The organism is Streptomyces scabichelini, from assembly GCF_011045015.1.
GTDB lineage: Bacteria > Actinomycetota > Actinomycetes > Streptomycetales > Streptomycetaceae > Streptomyces > Streptomyces scabichelini.
The window spans coordinates 1-25,696 of record NZ_JAAKZY010000010.1; the positions used below are offsets into that span (position 1 = coordinate 1).

Annotated in this window: 19 protein-coding genes; 10 read left to right on the forward strand and 9 right to left on the reverse strand. The window is 70.5% G+C overall.

Annotated features, from left to right (window positions below):
* Positions 1 to 1,120, reverse strand: a 1,120-nt coding sequence (locus G5C60_RS05070) for a CehA/McbA family metallohydrolase (RefSeq protein ID WP_165254962.1), incomplete at its 3' end; no start/stop codon positions are given.
* 230 nt (positions 1,121 to 1,350) lie between these two features.
* Between G5C60_RS05070 and G5C60_RS05075 the strand changes: the two genes are divergently transcribed.
* The 4 genes from G5C60_RS05075 to G5C60_RS05090 all read left to right on the forward strand — a co-directional run bounded on the left by G5C60_RS05075 (position 1,351) and on the right by G5C60_RS05090 (position 8,385).
* Complete coding sequence (locus tag G5C60_RS05075; protein ID WP_165254963.1) at positions 1,351 to 2,196, forward strand: LLM class F420-dependent oxidoreductase; 846 nt, start codon at positions 1,351 to 1,353, stop codon at positions 2,194 to 2,196.
* Between the two features lie 42 nt (positions 2,197 to 2,238).
* A complete protein-coding gene (locus G5C60_RS05080) occupies positions 2,239 to 4,824 on the forward strand; it encodes a bifunctional FO biosynthesis protein CofGH (protein WP_165254964.1) in 2,586 nt (861 codons plus the stop codon).
* A gap of 80 nt (positions 4,825 to 4,904) precedes the next feature.
* The gene (locus G5C60_RS05085) at positions 4,905 to 5,465 is read left to right on the forward strand and encodes a hypothetical protein (protein WP_338145697.1); all 561 of its coding nucleotides are present in this window, start codon (positions 4,905 to 4,907) and stop codon (positions 5,463 to 5,465) included.
* A 73-nt stretch (positions 5,466 to 5,538) separates the two neighbouring features.
* The gene (locus tag G5C60_RS05090) at positions 5,539 to 8,385 is read left to right on the forward strand and encodes a tetratricopeptide repeat protein (RefSeq protein WP_165254965.1); all 2,847 of its coding nucleotides are present in this window, start codon (positions 5,539 to 5,541) and stop codon (positions 8,383 to 8,385) included.
* A 3-nt stretch (positions 8,386 to 8,388) separates the two neighbouring features.
* Here G5C60_RS05090 and G5C60_RS05095 read toward each other — a convergent pair whose 3' ends face one another.
* The gene (locus G5C60_RS05095) at positions 8,389 to 8,922 is read right to left on the reverse strand and encodes a DUF2165 domain-containing protein (RefSeq protein ID WP_165254966.1); all 534 of its coding nucleotides are present in this window, start codon (positions 8,920 to 8,922) and stop codon (positions 8,389 to 8,391) included.
* 335 nt (positions 8,923 to 9,257) lie between these two features.
* Between G5C60_RS05095 and G5C60_RS05100 the strand changes: the two genes are divergently transcribed.
* The 4 genes from G5C60_RS05100 to G5C60_RS05115 all read left to right on the forward strand — a co-directional run bounded on the left by G5C60_RS05100 (position 9,258) and on the right by G5C60_RS05115 (position 14,940).
* A complete protein-coding gene (locus G5C60_RS05100) occupies positions 9,258 to 11,981 on the forward strand; it encodes a helix-turn-helix transcriptional regulator (RefSeq protein ID WP_165254967.1) in 2,724 nt (907 codons plus the stop codon).
* Positions 11,982 to 12,132: 151 nt separating this feature from the next.
* Positions 12,133 to 12,501 carry a YciI family protein gene (locus G5C60_RS05105; RefSeq protein WP_165254968.1) on the forward strand — a complete coding sequence of 123 codons (369 nt, stop codon included), beginning with the start codon at positions 12,133 to 12,135 and terminating at the stop codon, positions 12,499 to 12,501.
* A gap of 335 nt (positions 12,502 to 12,836) precedes the next feature.
* Positions 12,837 to 13,952, forward strand: coding sequence for an ADP-ribosylglycohydrolase family protein (locus G5C60_RS05110; protein WP_165254969.1), 1,116 nt, complete (start codon positions 12,837 to 12,839; stop codon positions 13,950 to 13,952).
* A gap of 127 nt (positions 13,953 to 14,079) precedes the next feature.
* Complete coding sequence (locus G5C60_RS05115; RefSeq protein ID WP_165254970.1) at positions 14,080 to 14,940, forward strand: CU044_5270 family protein; 861 nt, start codon at positions 14,080 to 14,082, stop codon at positions 14,938 to 14,940.
* A 74-nt stretch (positions 14,941 to 15,014) separates the two neighbouring features.
* On the opposite strand, the gene G5C60_RS05120 is transcribed toward G5C60_RS05115, so the two are convergent.
* Together G5C60_RS05120 and G5C60_RS05125 are read right to left on the reverse strand one after the other, a co-directional pair.
* Entirely contained in the window at positions 15,015 to 16,586 is a 1,572-nt protein-coding gene (locus G5C60_RS05120; RefSeq protein ID WP_165254971.1) for a sodium:solute symporter family protein, read from the reverse strand.
* Between the two features lie 221 nt (positions 16,587 to 16,807).
* A complete protein-coding gene (locus G5C60_RS05125; protein ID WP_165254972.1) occupies positions 16,808 to 17,593 on the reverse strand; it encodes an SDR family oxidoreductase in 786 nt (261 codons plus the stop codon).
* A gap of 82 nt (positions 17,594 to 17,675) precedes the next feature.
* On the opposite strand from G5C60_RS05125, the gene G5C60_RS05130 reads away from it, so the two are divergent.
* Positions 17,676 to 18,515: a hypothetical protein gene (locus tag G5C60_RS05130; RefSeq protein WP_165254973.1), complete on the forward strand. Its 840-nt coding sequence runs from the start codon at positions 17,676 to 17,678 to the stop codon at positions 18,513 to 18,515.
* Between the two features lie 110 nt (positions 18,516 to 18,625).
* Here the strand turns inward: G5C60_RS05130 and G5C60_RS05135 are convergent, their stop codons facing one another.
* Positions 18,626 to 20,170, reverse strand: coding sequence for an MFS transporter (locus G5C60_RS05135; protein ID WP_165254974.1), 1,545 nt, complete (start codon positions 20,168 to 20,170; stop codon positions 18,626 to 18,628).
* A gap of 136 nt (positions 20,171 to 20,306) precedes the next feature.
* Entirely contained in the window at positions 20,307 to 21,551 is a 1,245-nt protein-coding gene (locus G5C60_RS05140; RefSeq protein WP_165254975.1) for an oxygenase MpaB family protein, read from the reverse strand.
* 295 nt (positions 21,552 to 21,846) lie between these two features.
* Here G5C60_RS05140 and G5C60_RS05145 point away from each other — a divergent pair, with 295 nt between their 5' ends.
* Positions 21,847 to 22,539: a TetR family transcriptional regulator gene (locus G5C60_RS05145; RefSeq protein WP_165254976.1), complete on the forward strand. Its 693-nt coding sequence runs from the start codon at positions 21,847 to 21,849 to the stop codon at positions 22,537 to 22,539.
* Positions 22,540 to 22,624: 85 nt separating this feature from the next.
* On the opposite strand, the gene G5C60_RS05150 is transcribed toward G5C60_RS05145, so the two are convergent.
* From G5C60_RS05150 to G5C60_RS05160, 3 genes are all read right to left on the reverse strand, one after another.
* Positions 22,625 to 22,816, reverse strand: coding sequence for a DUF397 domain-containing protein (locus G5C60_RS05150; protein WP_165254977.1), 192 nt, complete (start codon positions 22,814 to 22,816; stop codon positions 22,625 to 22,627).
* 243 nt (positions 22,817 to 23,059) lie between these two features.
* Entirely contained in the window at positions 23,060 to 23,926 is an 867-nt protein-coding gene (locus tag G5C60_RS05155; protein ID WP_165254978.1) for a Scr1 family TA system antitoxin-like transcriptional regulator, read from the reverse strand.
* A gap of 425 nt (positions 23,927 to 24,351) precedes the next feature.
* The gene (locus G5C60_RS05160; RefSeq protein WP_165254979.1) at positions 24,352 to 25,110 is read right to left on the reverse strand and encodes a GOLPH3/VPS74 family protein; all 759 of its coding nucleotides are present in this window, start codon (positions 25,108 to 25,110) and stop codon (positions 24,352 to 24,354) included.
* Positions 25,111 to 25,696 lie beyond the last annotated feature (586 nt).

Below are 25,696 nucleotides of genomic sequence, written 5' to 3' on the forward strand. Positions count from 1 at the left end.
CGACGGGGTCGGGGTGGCGGTGGGCATCGCTGTTGCCCATCGCCGGGATCCAGCCGCGGCCCTCCCGGCCCTCCCAGCCATCCCGGCCCTCCCGGACCGACGCGACCAGCATGCCGTCCCAGTCGGCCAGCGACACCTCGTCGTCGGGCCCGTACGGGCCGTTCCACACCTCGACCACGTCCGCCTCGCCGAAGCCGAACTTCCAGTTGCAGCCGATGCAGGTGGCGTGCGGGTGGGCCGGGACGACCAGGCCTCCGGAGCGGCGGATCTCGCGCGCGTACTTGCCGAAACGGTTGTCGCGGGCGCGGTAGCGCCAGTCGATGAACGTCCCGGGGTCCGTGCCGAGCGCGACGACATGGCCGTTACGGGTCGTGACCTCTTCGCCCAGCATGACCAGCAGGTCGTCGCCCGCCTCGTCGGCCCAATGGGCGTGCGCGGCATGGGTGTTGTGCTCCGAGGTGTTGATGAAGTCCAGGCCCGCGGCGCGGGCGAGGGCCGCGATCTCCGCGGGGGTGCGGCGGCCGTCGGAGTACCAGGAGTGCAGGTGGCAGTCGCCGCGGTACCAGGCGCGGCCGCGGCCCTTGGCGCGCGTGGGCGGGTACGTCGGCTTCACGACGGCACCCTGCTCGCCGTAGGTGAGCGTGATGGTGATCTCGTACGGGAGTCCCTCCGGGGCCACGGTGTAGGGGCCGAGGGCGATGTACCAGGTGCCCTCGCGGACCGGGCCCGGGATGTAGCCGGGCGTCGCGTCGTCGGCGCGGATGAAGAACTCCGTCCGGGCCCCGCCCGACCAGCCGCGGAAGCCCTTGCCGCCCAGTTCCGTGCCGCGCTGGTCGAAGATGCCGATGTCGAGCGCGTTGCCCGCGGTGCCGGCCGGGACGGAGGGCTTCTCGTAGGTGTACGCGATCTTGATCTCCCGTACGCCGTCCGGGACTTCGACGGGCAGGTACACGAAGTCGGGAGAGCCGGTGGGCAGCGTGCCGCGCACCGTCCTCGTCTCGTGGTCCGCTGCTGCGTCGGCAGCCTCGCTCGGGAAGCTCACGCTTCCCAACGTAAGCGCGGCGGCGGCTCCCGTCACGAACAGGGCGCGTCTTCCGATGCCGTGGTCGTCCTCGCACATGCTGCTGCTCCCAGGGTGTGGGGTGTGGCAGGGGATGGCACGTACCAGCTTCGTATTCAGCCGTTAACTCCCGTGCAAGGGAAGGGAATCGGCAGCTTTCATCGGTGCTTCCAGGGGACGCTTCCAGGGAGTGCTTCCCATGGCTTCCGAGGCGTTGCCGAGCCATGGTCGAAGGCGTGCCCGACCGGTCGGTATGGACTCTGGAGGCTGGTCAGGCTAGGAAGGGGCTCATGCGGATCTCCACCACGATCTTCCTCACCGACGAGACGATCAGCCCGACCCTGCTCGCCCCCGAGCTGGAGCGGCGCGGTTTCGCCGGGCTGTATCTGCCCGAGCACACGCACATCCCGGTCGAACGGACGACGCCGTATCCCGCGGGCGGCGAGCTGCCGCCCGAGTACGGCCGCACCCTCGACCCCTTCGTCGCGCTCGGCCAGGCGGCGGCGGTCACTTCGGGGCTCGGCCTCGGCACCGGTATCACCCTCGTCGCCCAGCACGACCCCATCGACCTCGCCAAGCAGATCGCGACCCTCGACCATCTCTCCGGCGGCCGCTTCACGCTCGGCATCGGCTTCGGCTGGAACGTGGAGGAAGCCGCCGACCATGGCGTCGACTGGCGTACGCGACGGGAGCTCGGCCGGGACCGGATGGCGCAGATGCGAGCACTGTGGGCGGCGGAACCCACCGCGTACGAGGGCGACTTCGGGTCCGTGCGCGCCAGCTACGCCTACCCCAAACCCGTACAGAAGCCGCGCGGGCCGGTCGTCGGGCCGCGCACGCTGATCGGGGGAGCGGCCGGGCCGAAGCTCTTCTCCCACATCAGCGAGTACGCGGACGGCTGGCTGCCGATCGGTGGCCGCGGGCTGACCGAGTCGATGCCGGTCCTGCGGTCGGCCTGGGCCGAGGCGGGCCGCGACCCGGCGGCGCTCCAGGTCGTGCCGTACGCCGTACTGCCCACCCCCGGCAAGCTCGCGCACTACGCGGACCTCGGCATCGAGGAGGTCGTGCTGCAACTGCCGCCGGCCGGGGAGGCGGAGGTACTGCGTGTGCTGGACGACTACGCGAAGTACGTGTAGCGCGCCATCTGTGCCTGATCAATGCGACCGTATGCTCGAAGGATGACGACTTCCGCGAGCTCCGGAACCGGGCCCACCGCGAACGCCATGCGGAGGGCCCTCAAACGCGCCCGTGACGGCGTCACGCTCGATGTCGCCGAGGCGGCCGTGCTGCTTCAGGCGCGCGGCGAGGACCTCGACGACCTGGCGGCGTCCGCCGGGCGGGTGCGGGACGCGGGCCTGGAGGCCGCAGGCCGGGCCGGCGTCATCACGTACTCGAAGAGCGTGTTCATCCCGCTCACCCGGCTGTGCCGCGACAAGTGCCACTACTGCACCTTCGTCACCGTTCCCGGCAAGCTGCGGCGGGCCGGGCACGGGATGTTCATGTCACCGGACGAGGTGCTCGACATCGCGCGGCGCGGCGCCGAACTCGGCTGCAAGGAAGCCCTGATCACCCTCGGCGACAAGCCCGAGGAGCGGTGGCCCGAGGCGCGGGAGTGGCTGGACGCGCACGGGTACGACGACACCATCGCGTACGTCCGGGCCATCTCCATTCGGATCCTGGAGGAGACCGGGCTGCTGCCGCATCTCAACCCGGGTGTCATGACGTGGACCGACTTCCAGCGGCTCAAGCCCGTCGCGCCCAGCATGGGGATGATGCTGGAGACGACCGCCACCCGGTTGTGGTCCGAGCCGGGGGGCCCGCACTACGGGTCGCCCGACAAGGAGCCGGCGGTGCGGCTGCGGGTGCTGGAGGACGCGGGGCGGTCGTCCGTGCCGTTCACCAGCGGGCTGCTGATCGGGATCGGGGAGACGTACGAGGAGCGGGCCCAGTCGCTGTTCGCGCTGCGGAAGATCTCGCGGGCGTACCACGGCATCCAGGAGTTGATCATCCAGAACTTCCGCGCCAAGCCGGACACCGCGATGCGCGGGATGCCGGACGCGGAGCTGGACGATCTCGTCGCCACGGTCGCGGTGGCGCGGCACATCATGGGGCCGTCGGCCTGTCTTCAGGCCCCGCCCAATCTCGTGGACTCCGAGTACGGACGGCTCATCGGCGCCGGCATCGACGACTGGGGCGGGGTCTCGCCGCTCACCATCGACCACGTCAATCCGGAGCGGCCCTGGCCGCAGATCGACGCACTCGCCGAGCAGTCGGCCGCGGCCGGCTTCGAGCTGCGGGAACGGCTGTGCGTGTACCCGGAGTTCGTGCAGCGCGGCGAGCCGTGGCTGGATCCGCGGTTGCTGCCGCACGTACGGGCGCTGGCCGACCCGGAGACCGGCCTGGCGAATCCCGACGCCCTCGTCCAGGGCCATCCGTGGCAGGAGCCGGACGAGGCGTTCACGGCGTCCGGCCGTACGGATCTGCACCACACCATCGACACCGAGGGGCGTACGGGCGACCGCCGGAACGACTTCGACGAGGTGTACGGCGACTGGGAGGAGCTGCGGGAGGCGGCGGCGCCCGGGATGGTGCCGTCGCGCATCGACACCGATGTGCGGGCGGCCCTCGCGACGGCGGCCGACGACCCGACCCGGCTCACCGACGACGAGGCGCTGGCGCTGCTGCACGCGGACGGGCCCGCCCTGGACGCGTTGTGCCGTATCGCGGACGACGTCCGTAAGTCGGTGGCCGGCGACGAGGTCACGTACATCGTCACCCGGAACATCAACTTCACCAACGTCTGCTACACCGGCTGCCGCTTCTGCGCCTTCGCACAGCGCCGCACGGACGCCGACGCGTACACGCTGTCCCTCGACCAGGTGGCCGACCGGGCTCAGCAGGCCTGGGAGGTCGGGGCGGTCGAGGTCTGCATGCAGGGCGGGATCCACCCCGACCTGCCCGGCACCGCCTACTTCGACATCGCGCGCGCGGTGAAGGAACGCGTTCCCGGCATGCACGTGCACGCCTTCTCGCCCATGGAGGTCGTCAACGGTGCGACCCGCACCGGGATGTCGATCCGCGAGTGGCTGACCGCCGCCAAGGAGGCGGGCCTCGGCTCCATACCCGGCACGGCGGCGGAGATCCTCGACGACGAGGTCCGCTGGATCCTGACGAAGGGCAAGCTGCCGACGGCGACCTGGATCGAGGTCGTGTCGACGGCGCACGAGCTGGGCATCCGCTCGTCCTCGACGATGATGTACGGGCACGTGGACCAGCCCCGCCACTGGCTCGGCCACTTCCGGACGCTGTCCCGGATCCAGCAGCAGACGGGCGGGTTCACGGAGTTCGTGACGCTCCCGTTCATCCACACCAACGCGCCCGTGTACCTGGCGGGCATCGCACGCCCCGGCCCGACCATGCGCGACAACCGCGCGGTGACGGCGATGGCGAGGCTGTTGCTGCACCCCCACATCCCCAACATCCAGACCAGCTGGGTGAAGCTGGGGACGGAGGGCGCGGCCGAGATGCTCCGCTCCGGTGCCAACGACCTCGGCGGCACGCTCATGGAGGAGACCATCTCCCGTATGGCGGGCTCCAGTTACGGCTCGTACAAGTCCATCAAGGACCTGATCGCGGTGGCGGAGGCGGCGGGGCGTCCGGCGAGGCCGCGGACGACGTTGTACGGGGAGGTGCCGGAGGAACGGCAGCGGGCGGCGTCGGCTTCGGACGGGCATCTGCCGGAGCTGCTGCCGGTGCTGGACTGAGACCGGACTGCGACCGGACTGCGACCGGACTACGACTGGACCGAGCTGTCCCACAGAGCAGTGGGAGGAGGTGGGTGCCCGTGGCGACCCGACGACGGCTGCCCGCCCGACGAAGGCTGTCCCCGTGGGTCTGGGTCACCGCGCTGACCCTGGGCGCCCTCGTGGTGGTCGGCGCCCTGGCCGTACGCGCCGAGCAGGCGGCCCAGCCCAAGCCGACCGCCTCCGCGAGCCCTTCCGCTTCGGCAAGCCCGTCCGCGCCGGTGGCGGTTCCGGACGACTCGGGCACGGGGCGGCGCATCGTCTACTCCCTCGGGCAGCGGCGGGTGTGGCTGGTCGACTCCGGCAAGGACGCCCGCCGCACCTTCACGGTGTGGCCTGGCTCGGTGAGCCCACTGCCGGGCACGTACACGGTCACGTTCCGCAATGCCTCCGCGACCGGCTACGACGGCGTACCGATCGAGAACGTCGTCTACTTCTCCACCCGCTCCGGCGTCTCGATCGCGTTCTCCAACGCCGAGGACGGCTCGTCGCCCCCGCCCGCCCCCGGAGTCGAGACGGGCGGCATCCGCGTCCGCAGCGCCGACGGGGACGCCATCTGGGGGTTCGGTGCGACGGGGACGACGGTTTCCGTGGTCGAGTAGCCCTCCGGAGCTGGTGAGTTGGGCCAGACTGGGGTCGGGCGGGCGAGCGGGACATGACGGAGGGGACGTACGGATGACGCGGGCACGGCCGTCGATGCAGCAGCTGATCAGGGAGCGCAGACGGCACGGTTTCGTCGGCCGGGGTGCCGAACGCGCCGCGTTCCGGGAGAACTTCGACCTGCCGCCGGAGCATGAGCGGCACCGGTTCCGGTTCCATGTGCACGGCAACGCGGGGGTCGGGAAGACCTTTCTCGTACGGGAGTTGGAGCAGGTGGCGCGGGAGCGCGGGGCGCTGACCGCGTACGTCGACGAGGCGGTCGGGAGCGTGCCCGAGGCGATGGCGGCGCTGAGTGCCCAGGCCGCCCGCCAGGGCCACCGCTTCAAGGAACTCGACCGGCTGCTGGCCACCCATCGGGAGCGGCGGCACGAGGCGGAGTCGGCAGCCGTGGCGACGCTGGAACCCGAGCACGAGCACGACCCCGAGCCCGCGATGAGATCCGGACCGTCCGGATCATCCGGGCCCTCCGCCGGCAGCATGACCGTGGCGCGGGCGGGCCTCGTCGGGCTCGGCATGGTGCCCGTCGTCGGCCCCTTCGCCGGAGCCCTCGACCCCGCTCAACTCGCCCACGGCACCGACCGGTTGAGGGAACGGCTCAGCGCACGGCTGCGCAACCCGGAGGACGTACAGCTGGTCCTGTCGCCCGAGCGGGTGCTCACGCCGGTGCTGCTGAAGGAACTGTCCGAGGCCGCCGTCGATGTCCCCTGGATCGTCCTGTTCTTCGATACGTACGAGAGGACCGGGCCCTTCCTCGACGGCTGGCTGCACGAGGTGATGACGACCGACCGGCACGGCGGCTCCCTCCCCGCGAACACCGTGGTCGTGACGTCCGGCCAGCGCCCCCTCGACGCCGCACGCTGGGGCGGCTTCGCCGACTTCGTGAGGGACGTACCGCTGGAGCCCTTCACGGAGGCGGAGGCGCGGGAACTGCTCGCCGACCGGGGTGTCGTGTCGGAGCCCGTCGTCGACGAGGTGCTGCGGCTGACGGGCGGGCTGCCGGTACTGGTGTCGACGCTGGCCCAGGCGCGGCCGGCCGATCCCGACGACGTGGGCGATCCGAGCGCTACCGCCGTCGAGCGGTTCCTGAAGTGGGAGCAGGATCCGGTACGCCGTGCCGTGGCACTGGCCTGCGCCCTGCCGCGGCGGCTGGACGCCGATGTCTTCCGGGCGGCCGTGGAGTGCCCGGAGGAGGAGGCGGAGGGGCTGTTCGCGTGGTTGCGGGGGCTTCCGTTCGTCAGCGATCGCGGGGATCGGCTGCAGTACCACGATGTCGTACGGGTGCCGATGCTGCGGTTGCAGCGGCTGCGGTCTCCGCTGGGGTGGGCCGAGCGGCACGGGCGGCTGGCGGAGACGTTCGGGGCGTGGCGGGCGGAAGCCGAAGCCGGCCTGGACGCCGATGAGTTGTGGGCCGAGGAACGGTGGCGCGAGCTGCGGCTCGCCGAGTCGTATCACCTGCTGTGCGCGGGGCCGCGGGCCGCCTTGCCGGTGGTGCTGCGGGACGCCGTGGACGCCTGTGGTGAGGGCGAGGTGGTGGCCCGGCGGTGGGCGCAGGCGCTGGCGCAGGCGGGGGAGGACGCCGATGCGGAAGCGGTCGGTGTGTGGGGGAGCGAGCTGCTGGAAGCACTGGCCCGGGGCGGGACCCTGGAGGCGCTGGGGTTGCTGCTGGCTCGGGGCGGCTTCGACGCGCGGGGGCAGGCGGTCGTCTGCTGGCGGCGTGGACTGGAGCTCGCGAACGAGGGCGAAAACGCCAGGGCAGTGGGCGAGTTCGACCGTGCTGTCGCGCTCGATCCGGAGCTGGCGGCGGCGTACCACGGCAGGGCGGTCGCGCGATCGCACACGGGCGACTACGCCGCCGCCATCACCGATCTGGACCGTGTCGACGAGCTCGCGCCCGGCAGAGCGCGGACCCTCATGGTGCGCGGTGAGTACCACCGGGTCATGGGGAACCACCATGCGGCCCTCGGGGATCTGGACCGGGCGATCGACATCGACCCGGCGATGAAGGACGCCTGGGCCGCCCGCGGCGTCACCCGGCACCGGCTCGGCCACCTCGGCAAGGCGATCGCGGACCTGGACCGGGCTCTGGAACTGGATCCGGAGTTCGTCTGGGCCCTGGTGCGCAGGGCACGCGTATGGAGGTCGCGGCACAGAGAGGCCGAGCGCATGGCCGACTTGGACCGTGCCGTCGCCCTGGCACCCGACTCGGAGTGGGTGCTCTGCGAGCGGGGTGACGCCCTGAGCGGTAGGGGCCGTCACGAGGAGGCCCTGGCGGACTACGACCGGGCCATCGAACTCGACGGTGAGTACGCGTCGGCGTACGCGAGCCGCGGGGCCTGCCGGCGCAAGCTGGGGCGCCACCGGGAGGCGCTCGTGGACCTGTACCGTGCCGTCGACCTCGAACCGGAGTACGCCTGGGCGCTCTGCCAGCGAGCGATCGTCCACCTCGAACTGGACGCCCCTGAACAGGCGTTGGCCGACACGGACCGGGCGCGGCGCATGCGACCCGACGATGCGTGGATCCTCGCATGGCGCGGCAAGGCACTGGCCGCCCTGGACCGCCTGGACGAGGCGCGCACCGGCCTGGACCGGGCTCTCGAACTGAACCCCGACTACGCGACGGCCCACCTCACCCGAGGCACGGTGCTGGCCCGGCTCGGGCGCCACCTGGAGGCGTACGAGGACCTGAACCGCTGCTTCGAACTCCTGCGCTCCCATCCCTCGGACCGGGTCGACCTCCACCGGACGGCCGAGGCCATCGAGAGGGTCCTCGACCTTCCCGGCGCCGACCGGGCCCGCCTCGCCCCGCTCCTCGCCGAGGTCGTCGCAGTCCGTGACGGCGCCCGTGCCGAGGGCGCGGAGTAACGCTCAGCGCGGCCCCGAGGACGCCGTGGCCGCCCGCCCCACCGCCCCCGGCAGCTGCACCACCAACAGCACGACCCCGCTCAGCACGAAGACCCGCAGAGCCGCGTCCAGGCCGTTCCAGTCCTCCGACTGCCACATGGAGAACCACTCGCCGCCGATGGCGATGAAGCCGGCGCCGAACAGGAGCATCGTCATGAGCAGGCCGGCCGTGCTCGCGCGGCGGGCCCGGGTCAGGTCCAGGCGGCGCAGGCCCGTGGCGTAGAAGACCGTGGCGGCGATGAGGACGAGGGCGGTGAGCGTCTCCCAGGCGATGATGGCGATGTAGGCGATGTCCTGGAGGGTGCGGGACTCGATCGCGCGCCACATCAGGTCGTCGTCCTTGAAGGTCGTGTCCATGGCCAGGACATGGCGTACGAACTGCTGGTTCGTGCCGAAGTCGGTGATGTTGCCGAACGCGACCAGCGCCATGTACAGGGCGACCGTGCCGGTGAGCAGGGCCGCCGCGACGGGGAGGGCCCGTCCTTCGGTCTTCGTCATGTATGTCCCCCTGTGGTGTGTCAACTCCGCTCGTTGACAAGGGTGTTGGCTTCTCCTGTATTCCCTGTTCCCGCCGGTTTCTCTGATCGTGCACTCGACGGGCCACGAGCCACAGCAGATCGACAGCGACGCCGTCACAGCCCAGTACCACTGAGTCGTTGACCAACTCGTCGAGAACCACGCGAGCGCCGCCGACCGCTTCGACGGTGCCCGTGACGACCTGGCCACGGACCACACGGCTCGATGACGCGGCTTGAGGTCCCGGGCCGGGAGGTTGCCGGGTCATCCTGGACCTGGCGCGGTGACCGAGTTCAACCGCGGACTAGGGTGCCCACATGTCGCTGGTGGGAAGGGACTTCGAGCAAGCGCGGGTTCAGCGCCTGCTGGCGGATGCGCGCGACGCACGCAGCGGGGCGCTGGGGCTGCGGGGCGCACCGGGGATCGGGAAGTCGGTCCTTCTCGACCATGCTGTGTCGATCGCCGAAGCCGAGGGCATGCAGGTGGTCCGAGGGGCTGGGATCGAGTCCGACTACGAGCTGGCGTACGGCGGCCTGCACCAGCTTCTGTTTCCCCACCTGGATCGGTTGGACGCCTTGCCCGTTCCCCAGGCGACGGCGCTGCGTTGCGCTTTCGGGCTGGCCGAGGGAGACGAGGCCAACCGGTTCCTGATCTCCGCCGGCACCCTGTCGTTGCTCGCCGATCTGGCCGAGGAAGCCCCGCTGCTGTGCGTGGTCGATGACCTGCAATGGCTCGACCAGGGTTCCGTGGAGGCGCTGTTGTTCGCGGCCCGCCGCTTCGTGGCCGACCCGATCGCGGTGCTGTTCGCGGTGCGCGATACGTCGGTGCCGTCCGCGATCGCGGGCGTCGAGGTGGTGGATCTGTCCGGCCTCGCCGCGCCCGATGCCGCCCTGCTGCTCGACGACCACGCACCGGAACTCGGCGAACGGGTGCGGACCAGGGTTCTCGCGGAGTCCGGCGGCAACCCCCTGGCGATCATCGAACTCGGGTCGTCGCGGCTCGCGGCCCGCGATGCCGACGAGTCCGACCTGGCCGAGCAGGTCGGCCCGCTACCGGTGACCCGCCGTGTGCAGGAGGCGTTCCGTCACCAGATCGTGGAGCTTCCCGACCCCACCCGGCGCGCGCTTCTGGTGGCGGCAGCCGACACGGCGGCGCCCCTGGCGACGATCCTGCACGTGATCGAATTCCTCGGTGGTGCCGCCGGCGACCTGGCGCCTGCCGAACGCGACCGGCTGGTGCGGATCGACAGCCGGATCGCGTTCCGCCACCCCCTGGTACGGGCAGCCGCCTACCAGGACGCGCCGCTGCACCGGCGGATCGAGGTACATCGCGCGTACGCCGAGGCCCTGCGCGCGGACGCCGATGCCGACCGTCGGGCCTGGCATCTCGCTGCGGCCACCACCCAGCCCGATGAGGCGGTGGCCGCCGAACTCGAAGGCGTGGCGGAGCGGGCCTGGCACCGAGGCGGCGCGATGGCGGTGTGCGCCGCCTACGAACGCGCCGGTCGGCTCAGCAGCGATCGGGAGTTGAAGGCCCGGCGTATCGCCCGGGCCAGCCAGGCCGCGTTCGATGCGGGCAAGGCCGACCGCGCCGCCCGTCTCGCGGCCGAAGCGCTCGCGCTCACCGCCGACACCGGGGTCCGGGCCGATGCCATCTACACCCGTGGCGCCGTGGAGTACGAACGCACCTCGCCGCGGGCCGATGCGGAACTGACGCTCGAGGCCGCCGCGTTGGTGCGCGACACCGATCCGGAGCGCGCCGCGCTCACGCTCTACGAGGCCGCGCACGCCGCCCGGCACGGAGCGGCGCACGACCTGCTGCAGCGTGCGGCGGATCTGATGCGCGGGTTCACCCCTCCCGAGCACTGGGCACCCGTGGTCGCCGCCCTTCTCGGGTGGGCGGAGCTTTTCGCCGGACGCCCCAAACCGGCCGTCGGCGCGATGCGCGATCTCCACACCGCCACCCGCGGAGACGGACACGACCTGATGCATCGCATCACCGCCGGGTTCGGCGGGCTCATGATCGCCGACGAGGACGGAGTCGTCGCCGGGACCGAGGACATGCTGGCCGTGGTGCGGGCGACCGGGGCGCTCGGGTGGGTCCCGTACACCTTGAACGTGCTTGCCGTGGCGCGGCTGTTGCGCGGCGAGTTCGCGGACGCCCGCGCGTGTGTGGCGGAGGGCGTTTCCGTGAGCGAAGAACTCGGGAACACGACCGAGAGCCTGGCCCACCGGTCGGTGGAGGTGTGGCTGCACGCCGTGTCGGGTGACGAGGCACGCTGCCGGACTCTTGCGGAGGAGGTGCTCCCGCGAGCCCGAACCCGGCACCGGGTGAATGCCGAGATCGCGGCTTGGGGTCTCGGGATGCTCGACCTTTCCGCCCGGCGTTTCGGGGACGCGCTCGACCGGCTCGAGGAAGTCTCCCGGGGACCTGCGAGCCGCGACCTCCTGGTGCGGGCGGTGCCGGACCTGGTGGAAGCGGCCGTGCGCGGCGGCATGCCGGATCGCGCCCACGGACCACTGGCGGCTTTCCTGCACTGGGCCGAGCACGTCGACCGCCCCGTCGCCAGCGGGCTCGCCCTACGGTGCCGGGCCTTGCTGGCCGACGAGAACGACGCCGACGCGCTGTACGCCGAGGCGCTTCGGCTCCACGAGCGGCACGGCGGCCCCTACGAGCACGCCCGCACCCAGCTGGTCTACGGCGAGTGGCTGCGGCGCCGTCGTCGCCGTGCCGAGGCCCGCGGCCATCTCGCGGCGGCGGTGTCCGCGTTCGAGCGCCTCGGCGCGCAGCTCTGGGCCGAGCGTGCGCGCGGCGAGCTGGCCGCCTTCGGCGAGCGGGGCGACGAGCCTCAACGCAGCGGCCCGCTCACCCTGTTGACCCCGCAGGAGCTGCAGGTTGTACGGCTGGCCGCCACCGGTCACACGAACAAGGCGATTGCCGCACAGCTCTTCCTCAGCCCACGGACCGTAGGCCACCACCTCTACAAGGCGTACCCGAAGCTCGGCGTCACCGCCCGCGCCGAGCTGGCCCACCTCGTCTAGAGCCGGCCCACCTCGTCCAGTGACTGACGCCGGTCGTCGGTTTCCCGGACACCAGTCACGATGACTGATTCGTCAGCGGTGAGCCCCGCCTAACGTTTCCGACATCAAGGCAGCGGCCGCTGGCCGCAGGCCGTATGACGAGGAGACGACAATGACGAAGTACTTCCTGAGCCTCCCGCACGACTCCGCCGAGGAGCCCACGATGGAGGACATGGACCCCGCGGAGCTGCAGGAGATGATGGCCGCGGTCGGTGCGTTCAACACCGCCATTCAGGAGGCGGGCGCGTTCGTGACCGCCGGCGGCCTGCAGCCCCCGTCGAGCGCGACCACGGTGGACTACTCCGGGGACAGCCCCGTCCTCACACCGGGCCCGTTCGTCAAGGCCGATGAGTACCTCGGTGGCTTCTGGATCATCGAGGCCGAGAACGACGACGTCGCGATCGAATGGACCAAGCAGGCCTCGCGGGCGCTGCGCAGCAGGATCGAGGTGCGTGCCCTCCAGGAGGAGCCCGGTGCCTGACGGTCGCCGGAGGGCCTGACCGCGACGGACACCAGCACATCGCGAGGTTCGGCGGGGACGATTCGTGCATGACGACGAGCATCGATGGCCGGAGGACCGCAACAACGGCCCCGGGTGCGCCTGCACCTGGGGCCGCAGCTCTGCCAGAGCACTTCCACGGACCGACGCCTACTTTGCACCGTGGGTCAGAGACAGGGCACCGGGGCCGAGCACGTTCCCACCCACAATTCGCAAACCGTTCCGGCTCTCAACCCGCTGTTCCCATTCGATTACAGTGCTGAGCTGTCGGCCGTACGGGACGGCAGCCGTGCGGGACGGGATCGGAGGAGGCCTCGGTGGGTGCGACGTCCGGTGCCGTCTGGGGGCGTGCCGAGCAGCAGGACTTCCGTAGCCGGGTGCGGGGCACACTGCTCGGCGCGGCCCTCGGTGACGCGCTGGGCTCGCCGGTCGGGGACCTCTCGATGGACGAGATCCGGGAGGCGCACGGCGCGGAGGGGCTCGTCGATCTGACCTTCGGGTACGGCAGACGCGGCGCCGTCTCGCATCTGACGCAGCTCACCCTCTTCAGCCTCGACGGACTCATACGCGCCCAGGTGCGCCGGGACACCGGCGCCTGGCATCCGCCGACCGATCTGCACCGCGCGTATCTGCGGTGGGCCGCCACGCAGCACGACTGGGGGCCGGACGAGCGTCGCAAGGAGGACGGCTGGCTGGCCCGCGAGGAGTGGCTGTACGCGCGCCGCGAGCCCGCCCGCGCCTGTCTGCTCGGCCTCGGCGACGACATGATGGGCACGCTGGACGGGCCCAAGAACCCGGAGGAACGGGGCGTCGAGGCCGCGGCCCGCTCCGCGCCCTTCGGGCTGCTCGTCGGCTGGGAGCCGCAGCTGGTGATGCAGCTCGCCGTCGAGTGCGCGGCACAGACCCACGGGCACCCCACCGCCTACCTGGCGGCAGGCGCGTACGCCGTGATCGTGCACGGACTCGCCCGCGGCGAGAGCCTTGACGCCGCCGTGCAGCGCTCGCTCCAGATGCTCGCCGCACGGCCGGGGCAGCAGCCGGTCACCGACGCGTTGCAGCACGCGCTGGGCGCCGTACGGCAGGGCATGCCGTCGCCGGCCCGGATCGAGGAGCTGGCCGGGGAGGGTACGGCGGAGGGGCTGCTGTCGGTCGCCGTGTACTGCGCGCTGGTCGGCGAGGACACCCGTCACGGGCTGTGCCTCTCGGTGAACCACGGCGGCCAGTCCGGTGCCGCCGGCGCCCTCACCGGTGCCCTGCTCGGCGCCCTCCACGGCGAGACGGCCCTCCCGCCGGCCTGGCTCGCCGAACTGGAGGGCCGCCCCACGATGCTCGTCCTCGCCGACGACTTCGCGATGGAGATGACCCAGGGGCCCGCGCTGCACGGTCCGGCGGGGTCGTCGCCGGGGTGGCTGGCCCGGTATCCGCGGGCCTGAGCCGCCAGGCTCCGTGCACTGATGCGACGCGCATGTGACGGACGCCGACGCGCACGCATGTGACTGACGCCGACGCCATGTGACTGACGCCACAGGGACGCCGGGTGCCGAGCGGACAGGGCTGGTTGTGGAACTTTCCCTACGCGCCCGCATACGGGCCGGTGACCCCCAGGCCTTCGCCGAACTGTTCGGCGCGCATGCCAGGGCCGTCTACAGCCATGCCGCCCGGCTGACCGGAGACCGGGGCATCGCGGAGGACGTGGTCTCCCTGACCTTTCTGGAGGCATGGCGCCTGCGGGAGAAGCTGAGACCCGACGCCCCTGAACCTGAAGAGGGTGACGGTCTGCGGCCCTGGCTGTACGGCATCGCCACCAACGTCCTGCGCAACACACGACGGGCCGCCCAGTACGTCTACGTCCGCACCCAGGGCTCCCAGAAGATCATGGAACTCGGCACCCAGATCTTCCGCCGCTCGGACTGGACCGCCGTCGACGGCAAGCGCTCCGGACTGGCCCGGATCACGGTGCTGTCGGGCCCGAACCTCCCGGGGCATCAGGCCCCCAAGGGCACCCCGGAGGACATGACGCTGTCCGCCGACCCGAACGTCACCACCTACCGCGAACTGGAGGCCCTTCCCACCGACCCCGACGCACTGCTCAAGAAGATCTACGCGGACACCGAGGGCCAGGGACCGACCCAGGAGGAGGCGGTACTGGAGGCGATCGGCGACATGCTCGACGACGCCATGCTTCTCCCCGAGCTGGACGCCGCGCTCTACCGCGCCGCCGCGAAGATCCCGGGCGTCAGGGTGGTCGAGAACGCCAAGGACTTCGCCGGCCGCCCGGGTATCGGCCTGAGCTTCAAGGAACACGACGAGAACGACGTGTGGGTCTTCGACAAGAAGTCCCTCAACTACCTCGGCTCCAACGTGGAGGCGCTGCTCGGAGTGGGAGTCGTCGACAAGGTCGGTGACGAGCCGAAGAGTTGACGTCCGGTCAGCACGGAGGGTGGCCGCTCCTCGATCGAGGAGCGGCCACCCTCACGGTCGTACGCAGGCGCAGCTCAGTCCTTGACCGGCGCCCCCACCACACCGTCCGCCGCACCCGCCGGAGTCGGCACCGCCGCGGCCGCCGAACCCGAGCCGCCGCCATCGCTGTTGATCTTCGCGATGAGCGCGTCGCGCTCCGGGGTGTCCTCCGGCTTGATGTACCCGATGAGGATGTACAGGACCAGCGAGACCGCGAGCGGGATCGACACCTGGTACTGGAGCGGGACGCCACCGTCGACGTTCCAGCTGATCGGGTAGTTGACCAGCCAGAAGGTGAGGAGGCCGACGCCCCAGCTGATCAGCGCCGCCGTCGGGCCGCTCTTGCGGAACCAGGGCAGCAGGCCCAGCATCAGCGGGATCGCGATCGGGCCCATCAGACCGGCGACCCACTTGATGACGACGGTGATGATGTCGCCGAAGAAGTCGGAGTTGACCTGGGTCGCGATGGCCATCGACAGGCCGAGGAAGAGCAGCGTGGCCCAGCGCGCGGCCAGCAGTCCCGCCCGGGTGTCCCACTCGCGCGCCTTGCGCGAGACGGCGGGCATGATGTCGCGCGTGACGACCGCCGCGATGGCGTTGGCGTCCGACGAGCACATCGCCATCGTGTGGGAGAAGAAGCCCACGATGACCAGGCCCAACAGGCCGTGCGGCAGCAGCTGTTCGGCCATCAGCGCGTACGAGTCGGCAGGCACGTCCGTCTTGATGATCAGCGGCGCGACCCACATGGGGAAGAACAGCACGAGCGGCCAGATCAGCCAGAGCGCGGCGGACAGGGCGCCCGAGCGCGTCGCGGACTTCGCGGAGTCCGTGGCCATGTAGCGCTGGGCCTGGTTCCACATGCCGCCGTTGTACTCGAAGGTCTTGATGAAGAGATAGGCGACCAGGAAGACCATTTGGTAGTCGCCGGCCAGCGGGTCGGAGTGGTTCTTGAGCGCCGGCTCGTCCCAGACGTTCCACAGCGTGCCGAAGCCGTTCAGTTCGACCATGACGGCGACCAGCATCGCGATACCGGCGACGAACTGGATGATGAACTGGCCGAGTTCGGTCAGCGCGTCCGCCCAGAGCCCGCCGACCGTGCAGTAGACGGCCGTCACGGCGCCGGTGATGAGGATGCCCGTGTTGAGCGAGACACCGGTGAAGACGGACAACAGGGTCGCGATGGCGGCCCACTTGGCGCCCACGTCCACGATCTTCAGCAGTACGCCGGACCAGGCGAGGGCCTGCTGGGTGGGCAGGTTGTAACGGTTCTTCAGATACTCAAGGGGCGAGGACACGTGCAGTCGGGAACGCACCCGGTTGAGCCGGGGCGCGAAGGTCTTCGCGCCGATCGCGATACCGATGGCGATGGGGAGAGACCAGGTCACATAGGAAGTGACGCCGTACGTGTAGGCGATGGCCGCGTAACCCGTGAACATCACCGCGCTGTAGCCGGACATGTGGTGCGAGATGCCGGACAGCCACCACGGCATCTTGCCGCCGGCCGTGAAGAAGTCGGAAACGTTGTCAACCCGTTTGTGGGACCAGACGCCGATCGCGACCATCACACCGAAGTACCCGATCAGCACGGCCCAATCGAGACCGTTCATATGCACCCTCCCGCGATCCGCCTTGTGAACTGCGCTGAACTGCAGTGACGTGCATGGCACTTCACCGGCGCAGGCCAGGGCGGCCGCGAAGTGCCCGCTCATCGTGGGTTCGGCGGGCGCGCGGCGACAACAGTCCGACAGGTCAAGAGGAAGCAAAAAAGTTCTGCTTGGTGACCTGTGTTCACATTCATGACCGGCCGCAGAGGGGTCGGTCCGTCGGCCTACCGCATCAGCTCACCGGCGTTGACCAGCAAGGACTGTCCGGTGATGGCGCGAGCCCGGTCGGAGGCCAGGAAGACGGCGGCGTCCGCGACGTCCCCGTCGGTGGCCAGCTCCGGCAGGGCCATACGGCTCGTGAGCCGCTCCAGGACTTCTGCCTCCGGTACGTCCTCGGTATGCGCGGTGAACTTGACGTACGCCTCGACCGGCGGGCCCCACATCCAGCCCGGCAGTACGGTGTTGACCCGTATGCGGTGCGGGCCCAACTCCCTCGCCAGGGAGTACATCGTGCTCGTCAGGGCGCCCTTCGAGGCCGCGTACGCCGCCTGCCGCACCTGTGTGGGGGCGGCCACCGACGACTGCGTACCGATGATGACGACGGACCCGCCGTTCGCCTTCAGGGCGGGCAGACAGGCGCGGGTCATCCGCAGGGTGCCGAGCAGGTTCACGTCGATGACGGCCTGCCAGGTGGTGAAGTCCGCGTCCTCCAGGCCGCCGAAGTAGCTGTCCCAGGCGGCCACATGAACGACGGCGTCGAGGCGCCCGAAGCGCTCGCTCGCGAGCTCCGCGAGCGCCTCGCACTGCCCCTCGTCGGTGATGTCCGTCGCGCGGTACGCCGTCTGCGCGCCCTCCGGATCGATCTCCGCGGCGGCCTTGGCGAGATTCGCCTCCGTGCGCGCCCCGAGCACGGCGTTGCCCCCGTCGCGTACGACCGCCGCCGCGACCTGATGCCCGAGTCCGGCACCGACCCCCGAGACGATCACGGTCTTGCCCATGAGCAGCGACATCCAGATGCCTCCCTGACTCTGGCGGATTGTCTGACGGGGCGTCAGAGTATGGGCGTCCGTCGGAGGAAGGAAGGGGAGCGACGTGAGCGAGGAGACCCGCAGCGAGGTGTACGCGGAGCTGGCCGCCGTGGGACCGTACGGTGTCCACCCCGGCCACGCCCTGATCACCATGGTCGAGCCGCATCCGGGCCACGAGTACGCGTACAACCGCTGGTACGAGGACGACCACTACTACGCCGGCGCGATGGCGATGCCCTGGATGTACGCCGGCCGCCGCTGGGTCGCCACCCGCGACCTCCAGCTCCTGCGCTACCCCGAGAAGTCGGCGGTCGCCCAGCCGGTCACCGCGGGCTGCTACATCTCGACGTACTGGGTCACCGAGGGCCGTTACGACGACCACATGAAGTGGACCGTGGGGATCAACAAGCGGCTCAACCGCGACGGCCGTGTCTATCAGGACCGCACGCACGTCTTCACGGCCTTCCAGGACCACGAGGCGACGGTGTACCGGGACGGGGCGGCGGGTCCGCGCGACTTCCACGCGCTCGACCACCCGTACGCGGGGCTGGTCGTCGAGGTCATCGACGCGGAAGGCCCGGAGGAGCGCGGGGAGTTGCTGGAGTGGCTGCGCGCCAAGCACCTGCCGAAGCGGCTCGCGGGCTCCCCGGCCGCGATGGTCACGATCTTCCGCCCCACCCCGCTCCCCGGCGACCGCATGTCGTACGTGAAGCAGGTCGAAGGCGTCGATACGCGGCTGACGTTGCTGTGGTTCCTGGAGGCGGACCCGAGGGAGTGCTGGGAGGACTGCTTCACGGGCCTCGACGAGGCAGTCACCGAAGGGGGTCTGGGGAGGGTGGAGCTGGTGGCCCCGTTCATCCCGACGGTGCCCGGGACGGACCGTTACGTGGACAAGCTGCGGTGAGCCCTGGCCCTGGGCCCTGACCCTCAGCTCTCCTCGCCGACCGCCGCCGCGACCGGCCCTGGGATGTCGGGTCGGTCGCGGCGGCGGGCATCCCCGACTTCTGCCGCGGATCACATGTGGACGACGGGCGCCGCGTCGGGGTCGGTGGCGGGTACGCCGCGTCGGTAGAGGACCACGCTGATGACCAGGCCGACGGCGAAGAAGACGGCCGACCACCAGTAGGCGGTGGAGTAGGCCTCCAGGCCGGACTGGGCCTGGACGGCGGGGTCCCTGGGGTCCTTGCCGACGAGGTAGTCGGTGGCGGCGCTGGTGGCGAGGGTGTTGAGCAGGGCCGTGCCGATCGAGCCGCCGACCTGCTGCATGGCATTGACGGTGGCGGAGGCGACACCGGAGTGCTCGGCGTCCACGCCGGCGACGGCCAGGCTCATGGCCGGGGCTATCACCAGGCCGAGGCCGAGTCCCGCGACCAGGATCGGCGGCAGGACGCCGGTGGTGTAGCTGCTGTGGAGGTCGAGGCCGGTCAGCCAGACCATGCCGGCGGCGGCCAGGCCCATGCCGAGCGGTACGACCGGCTTGGGGCCGAGTCGGGGGATCAGCACGCTGGTGGCGAGGGTGGCGCCGATCATGAGCGCGGCGGTCATGGGCAGGAAGGCGAGCCCGGTCTCGACGGGGGAGTAGCCCAGGCTCTGCTGCAGGTAGTAGGTGAGGAAGAGGAAGACCCCGAACATCCCGGCGCCGCTGATCAGTACGGAGATGAAGGAGGCGCCGCGGTTGCGGTCGAGCAGGACGCGCAGGGGCAGCAGGGGGTGGGTGGTGCGGGTCTGCCACCAGGTGAACGCGGCGAGCAGTACGGCGCCGGCGAGCAGGAAGCCCCAGGTCTGCGGGGAGCTCCAGTCGTGGCTTTCGGCGTTGGAGAAGCCGTAGACCAGGCTGAACAGGCCGCCGCCGACGAGGAGGGCGCCGGGGATGTCGATGGTGGAGGTCTTGTCGCGGGTGGTGCGCTGGAGCAGGAGGACACCGCCGACGAAGGCTACGGCGGCGAAGACGAGGTTGACGTAGAGGGTCCAGCGCCAGTCGGCGTACTCGGTGAGCAGGCCGCCGAGGAGCAGGCCGATGGCGCCGCCGGCGCCGGCGATGGCACCGTAGACACCGAAGGCCCTGGCGCGTTCCTTGGCGTCCGTGAACGTCGTCGTCAGCAGGGCCAGGGCGGCCGGGGCGAGCAGCGCGCCGAACACGCCCTGCCCGGCACGGGCGACGATGAGCATCTCGAAGTTCGCGGCGGCGCCACCGAGGGCCGAAGCGCCGGCGAAGCCGACCAGGCCGACCAGGAAGGTCATCTTGCGGCCGAACAGGTCGCCTATACGGCCGCCGAGCAGAAGCAGGCTGCCGAAGGCGAGGGCGTAGGCGGTGACTACCCACTGCCGGTCGCCGTCGGAGAAGCCCAGGTCCTTCTGTGCGGAGGGCAGGGCGATGTTCACGATGGTCGCGTCGAGGACGACCATGAGCTGGGCCACGCCGATGACGGCGAGGATCCACCATCTGTGGCGGGGCGGTGACTCGGCGGACGGGAGGGTGGACACGGTGGCAGTGGCGGCGGTGCCGGGAGTGTCGGCACTGCCGACCGTGTCTGCCGTGTCTGCGGGGGTTTTGGACATGACGAAGCTCCGTATGAAGTGGGACGAGGGGATGGGACGTTCGGTGGTGAGGGGCGGGACGGCTGCGTCGTCGGAGCTCGTCACGTTGTGCGGTCACCGTCGGCCGCGCGTCGCGGCAGGAGGGACCTGAGGACGTTCAGGCCGCCCAGGCGCTCGGGCGAACGGCTCCCGCGTGACGACGGCAAGAGGTGTCACAGGGAAGGACGGCTGCCTTCAGCTCGGGCGCGGGTCCCTCCAGTGCCCGGTGGTGGGCTTCGGGGGCCGAGGCCGAGGCGGGGGAGTGGGTCGCCGAGGTGGGGGAGTGGGTCTGCCAGTACTGGGCCTGGCGATTGAGTTGGCTGATCAGCGGCATGAGATCGGTCGCGGCGGGGACGCCGGGTATGCCCAGGCGATCTCCCCACTCCTCCCCGAAGGCCCGCCGCAGCACGCTGTCGATGAGGTGGCGCAGCTGTTCCTCGGACAGGACGGCGCCCGGCGCGCCGGCCATCGCGCGGGCCTGTGCGTCGACCATGGCGGCGGTCAGTGCCGTCGAGTTCTCGTCGGGGGCGGCCGTCGTGGCGGCCAGCAGGTCGTGCAGACGACGGGCGCCGGCGTGGTCGACCACGTCCTTGTGAAGGTTTTCGTCGAGTCCCAGGAGATGGGCGACGTACGACCAGTACTGGTAGAGGGAGCGCTCCTCCTCGGGCGTGATGTCGATGCCGACGGCGGCCAGGGCCTGGAAGGCGAAGAGGGTGAAGCCGAGCCAGGTGCGGGCCATGTCGAGCTGACCGATCGGCAGACCGCGCACGCCCCCGTCCCAGTCCGTAAGGCCCGTGGCCCGCATACGGGCATGGGCCAGCCGGAGCTCGACGGTGGCCAGGTACCCCGGTCGCCCGCGCAGCAGCCCTCCCGGCCGTATGGTCTGGCGCGCCCACACCCCGGTCTCCGCAAGCCGGCGTGCGGCAGCCATGTCCGCCGCCGGCCTGCCTGTTTCGGCCAGCAGCCGTGCGGTGGCCGGGGAGGCGTAGATGTGCGCGAGCGCGCCGGTGATCGAGCAGAGCCCGAACCACATGGGGGGCACGGACAGGCTCACGACATCGCCCCTGTGGAGCATCGGCGGGTCCACCCAGGAAGGGGTGGTCTCCAGTTGCCTCAGCAGCGCGCCGACGGCCGCGGGGGGCCGTTGGCCAAGACTGGGCAGGCCGCGCCTTAGGCCCGCGTCGAGGGCACGCCGTGCCCGCGGGCCGTAGAGGTTCAGTTCGGCGATGACGGCATCGGCGAGCGGATCCCCGGCGGTGAGCAGGGGCACCACATGGTCGGCCTTGGCGCCGTACCGACGGCGCGCCGCTTCCAGGTCGGCCACGCGTTCGGGGGCCTTGCGGGGTGTGTGGTTCGCGTCCATGGGGCTCTCACTTTCGAGCAGGTGCGGCGGTCCGGCCGCCAGGTGAGGGGAGAGACGTGCTCGTGTGCCGATCCGCGCGGATCAGAAGTGGTTTCTGACACCTGTCAGGTCGTCTGACACCTGTCAGGTTAGCCTCATTCTGACAGGTGTCAAGTAAACTGTTCGTGGGTCGCGAGAGGGCCGCCCTGGCGCGGCTCGAGGCCGTGAGGCAGACGCAGCAGTCTTGGAGGCAGCGGTGGGAGCAACAGCCGAATCCACTCGACGGCCGGGGCGCCCCGGCGCGGAAACTCTCGCCGTGTTCGGGGAGGAAGGCATCCTGCAACGAGGCCTTGAGGCCTTCGCGGAGCTGGGCTACGAGCGTGCCTCCGCACGCGAGCTGGCCCGCCGCCTCGGTGTCAGCCACAACTTCATCAACGACCGCTACGGGTCCAAGGCGGCCTTCTGGCGCGCGGTGGTGGACTCCGCACTGGAGGCGCAGCTGGCGCACCTGCCACAGGCGGATCCCTCACTCGACGACGCCGAGCGTCTGCGGCAGCTCATCACGGGCTTCTACCGGAGCGCCGTGGACACACCGCGGATCAAGCGGATCATGCTCGATGAGTTGTCCCGGGACACCGAGCGACTGGACTACCTGTACGAGCGCCACATCGCTCCGACCCTGCAGCTCATGGCGCCGAGCATCGAGCGGCTCGTCGCCTCCGGGCGCATGGCGCCCATCCCGATGGACGTGCTGTTCTTCGCCGTCATCCCTCCCGTCTCGGGAACTCTGGAGGGGCCTCTTGTACGGCGTCTGGGCAGGCCCGTACCCGCGGCGGCGGAGCAGCTGACGGCCACGGCGGAGTCACTGGCGGCGATCGTGGTCGACGGACTGCTCGCGACAGGTGCGGCAGCGCACCTTGGAGAAGCGGCCATCCAGGTTCGCGGGACAAGGACAGAGAAAAATACAGCCCCCTCGGCCGGGACGGCGGACCAGTCGAGAGGGCTTTAGCGGTAATGCGTATGGAGTTGTCGATCGGTGATGCGTATGGAGTTGTCGGTGGAGCGGTCGGCCGAGGGTCACGGACCCTCGCGTTTCACTCCTTGACCGATGTCACGAAGACGCTCCACGCCTCGGCGGGAAAGGCCAGGGTCGGGCCCTCGGGGGCTTTGGAGTCGCGGACGGCCAGCGCTGCGGCGGTGGGTGATTTGACCTCGACGCACGCGCTGTTGGGGGAGGAGTACGAGGACTTCGTCCATGTCTTCGTGGCGCCTTGCAGAATTGCCATGTTCGCTCCGATGGTGAATCGCTGGCCGAGGTCACCGGGCCATTGGGGCCACAGCGCAGTTCCCGCCAACTTTGTTGATCGAGTGGCGTGATCGACGCTACTCGCCAACTTCCCCATTCGGAGGAGCCGTTCACTCGTCCGGATGACATATGCCAGCCGCTACTTTTGCTCTGGCGCACCGGGGTATAAAATCCGCGCGCTTCAACCCAAGTCGCCTCAGCCGCCCCAGGAGCCCCAGTCGCCTCAGCCGCCTTCGCGGGCGTACTCCTTCGCGATGTCCGCGATGGTCTGACGCGACTGGTCGGGGTTGAGAGCCTGGGCCCGCAGGTGCTCGTACATCAGGCTGTACTTCTGCACATCCGGCGCCTTCTCCAGATACAGGTCGCTGGTGACGCCCTCGATGTACACCACGCTCGAATCGGCCGCGTCCGCGAACTCCAGGATCGCGTACTGCCCGGCCAGGCCGGAGTGCGCGCCCACCTCGAACGGCAGTATCTGCACGGTGATGTGCGGGAGTTGGGCCATCTCGGTGAGGTGCTCCAACTGCTCGCGCATCACATGGCGGCCGCCGACCACCCGGCGCAGGGCCGCCTCGTCCAGCACCACCCACAGGCGCAGCGGATCCTTCTCCGCGTTGATGCGCTCCTGCCGCCGCAGCCGGACCTGGACGCGTTTCTCGATCTCGGCGTCCGAGGACTCGGGTGATCCGCCGCGGACGATGGCTTCGGCGTACGTGTGCGTCTGGAGAAGTCCGGTGACGATCTGAGGTTCGTAGACCCTCAGTGATTCGGCGTCCGTCTCCAGGCCGATATAGACGCTGTACGGGATGTCCCCGAACGCATGCCACCAGCCCTGCTGACGCGAGGCCTTGGCCATCTCCATCAGGCCCTCGACCATCCGCTGGTCCTCGACCTCGTACACCCCGCACAGATCGCGTACGTCGCGCGGGCTGATGCTGCGCCGGCCGTTCTCCAGGCGGCTGATCTTCGACTGCGAGACGAGCAGGCGCTCGGCCACCTCTTCGGCGGTCATGCCCTTCAGCTCTCGAAGCCGGCGCAACTCCTGGCCCAGCCGGCGTCGCCTGACGGTGGGATTGACATTGGACGCCACGGGACGTGCACCTCCGGCTGCGTGCGGCCTGTACTTTGCGTGTCTGCTGTTGAGCAGATTGCCACCAAGGTGCTTGCCAGCGCTGGGAAACAGCGGATGCGCTCCGCTGGGGGGCCAAGAAGTTATCTGCGGGTGCGTTGTGGCTGGGCGCGCAGTTCCCCGCGCCCCTAGGAGGCCTGCGGCCTCCTTCGGGGCACGGGTCGCGCCCGCGCGGCGGACCCGCAGATTGATACCAGCCCGCGCCCTTTACGGGGCGCTCGTGTGCGGAGACATGGCCGCGCGGGGCGGCGGGCCGTGTCGTCGTCCGGACGTACGGCCCGTCGCCCCGCGCGGCTCAGCGGCTCCCGAACCGGGTCTTGGGGACTTGCGGTGCGGCGCTGACGGTGGGTGGTGCTGGGTGGTGCTGTGTGCCGTGGAACAGCGGCTCAGTGGGCCACGGCGCGCGCCATCGATCCTCGGCGCGGTTGCATCGGAACGCCCCGTGCGGGTTCCGGTGCGGGCCTGGCTCCAGCGGTGGCCTGACGGCCGGCCGATGGTGCCGGGCTGCGGCGCGGCTGGGCGGCCACACCGTTCTGGACGTCCATCACGGCATGCGCCACGAGGCCGCCCATGGGGTCGTGCCTGATCAGATCCCGGAGGCGGGAGCGCGAGGAGCGCCCTTCGTTCCCCGGGTAGAGGTGCTTGCCCAGTCCGACGGCGTGCGCCAGCGCGGCGAGCGCGGCGGTCCGCGGGTCCGGCGGTACGCCGGTGCGGATCGCACTGTCCAGCCGGGCCTTGATCTCCCGGCTGATCTCCGTGTCCGTCGCCTGATAGCGAGTCGTCGGAAGCACCCCGCACATCTGGCCCGCCACGGCATGCACCATGCCGCACCGCTCCAGATGCGAGAGATATGTCTGGCGCAGCCCCAGTCGGGGCCCGCCAATCCAGTGAACGGCACGCACGGGAGCGCCACGCCTTCGCAGCAACTCCAACGCGCAGTCCAAAGTCGGATCTCCGGTCGGCCGTGGTACTACCACGGCGATACGATCCCCGTCTGGGGCTATCCGTCCGGCCAGCGCCAGCTCCACTAGCTGTGCTCCGGCCAGACCAAGGTCGAGCGACTGCGGCTGTGCGGTGGTACCCGTGGTCGGGTCCAGCGCCAGCAGCAGAAGCTCCTCCGGAATTGTTCTGCGGCTCCTGCCCATCCATGCCTCCCCGCGTGGATGAATGACAGGGTGACCCCTCTCACAATGGTCTGTCGAGGGTGCGTGACCGGAATGTAGTGGAACCAGTAGGTATGTCGTTCTCGTCTACCGCAGAGGTTAAGCCCCCACACAGGACACTGGTACATGGTTCGGACAGCGATGGCCGGGCATCTGTTGGCGGCTCTTCAAGGGTTCGTGGTTCGGTTGGGCGCACGGTGAGTGGCGCATGGAGGAGGCATCGGTGGCGGGCGAGTCCCCCGACAGGTCGAAGCAGCACGAGTCGTCGGCAGAACCGACGTCGGGGAGCACGGCTCCGGTTCCGGACCCCTCCCGTGCCGGGGGTGGCTCCGGTGGGGGCGGCTCGGACTCGCGTCCCGCGGCGGGCGCCGATCCACGCCTCGCGGTGGCCCGCGAGGCGGTAGCGGCGGCTTCTCGCGTGGACACGGCTACGGCGGTGTTCTCCACGCGGGGGGCCACGAAGCGCGGCGGGGGCTCGAGGACGGACGTGTCGGGCTCCGGCGCTTCGGGTAAGGGCTCATCGAGTACGGGCCCTTCGGGTGCGGTTGCTTCGGATACGGCAGAGGCG

Excerpts from the sequence above, each read along its gene's own strand:
- G5C60_RS05075 (WP_165254963.1), top strand. The coding sequence starts at position 1,351 with ATGCGGATCTCCACCACGATCTTCCTCACCGACGAGACGATCAGCCCG.
- G5C60_RS05105 (WP_165254968.1), top strand. The coding sequence starts at position 12,133 with ATGACGAAGTACTTCCTGAGCCTCCCGCACGACTCCGCCGAGGAGCCC.
- G5C60_RS05095 (WP_165254966.1), bottom strand. The coding sequence starts at position 8,922 with ATGACGAAGACCGAAGGACGGGCCCTCCCCGTCGCGGCGGCCCTGCTC.
- G5C60_RS05150 (WP_165254977.1), bottom strand. The coding sequence starts at position 22,816 with ATGGCAATTCTGCAAGGCGCCACGAAGACATGGACGAAGTCCTCGTAC.
- G5C60_RS05140 (WP_165254975.1), bottom strand. The coding sequence starts at position 21,551 with ATGGACGCGAACCACACACCCCGCAAGGCCCCCGAACGCGTGGCCGAC.
- G5C60_RS05090 (WP_165254965.1), top strand. The coding sequence starts at position 5,539 with ATGACGCGGGCACGGCCGTCGATGCAGCAGCTGATCAGGGAGCGCAGA.
- G5C60_RS05100 (WP_165254967.1), top strand. The coding sequence starts at position 9,258 with ATGTCGCTGGTGGGAAGGGACTTCGAGCAAGCGCGGGTTCAGCGCCTG.
- G5C60_RS05160 (WP_165254979.1), bottom strand. The coding sequence starts at position 25,110 with ATGGGCAGGAGCCGCAGAACAATTCCGGAGGAGCTTCTGCTGCTGGCG.
- G5C60_RS05080 (WP_165254964.1), top strand. The coding sequence starts at position 2,239 with ATGACGACTTCCGCGAGCTCCGGAACCGGGCCCACCGCGAACGCCATG.
- G5C60_RS05135 (WP_165254974.1), bottom strand. The coding sequence starts at position 20,170 with ATGTCCAAAACCCCCGCAGACACGGCAGACACGGTCGGCAGTGCCGAC.
- G5C60_RS05120 (WP_165254971.1), bottom strand. The coding sequence starts at position 16,586 with ATGAACGGTCTCGATTGGGCCGTGCTGATCGGGTACTTCGGTGTGATG.
- G5C60_RS05125 (WP_165254972.1), bottom strand. The coding sequence starts at position 17,593 with ATGTCGCTGCTCATGGGCAAGACCGTGATCGTCTCGGGGGTCGGTGCC.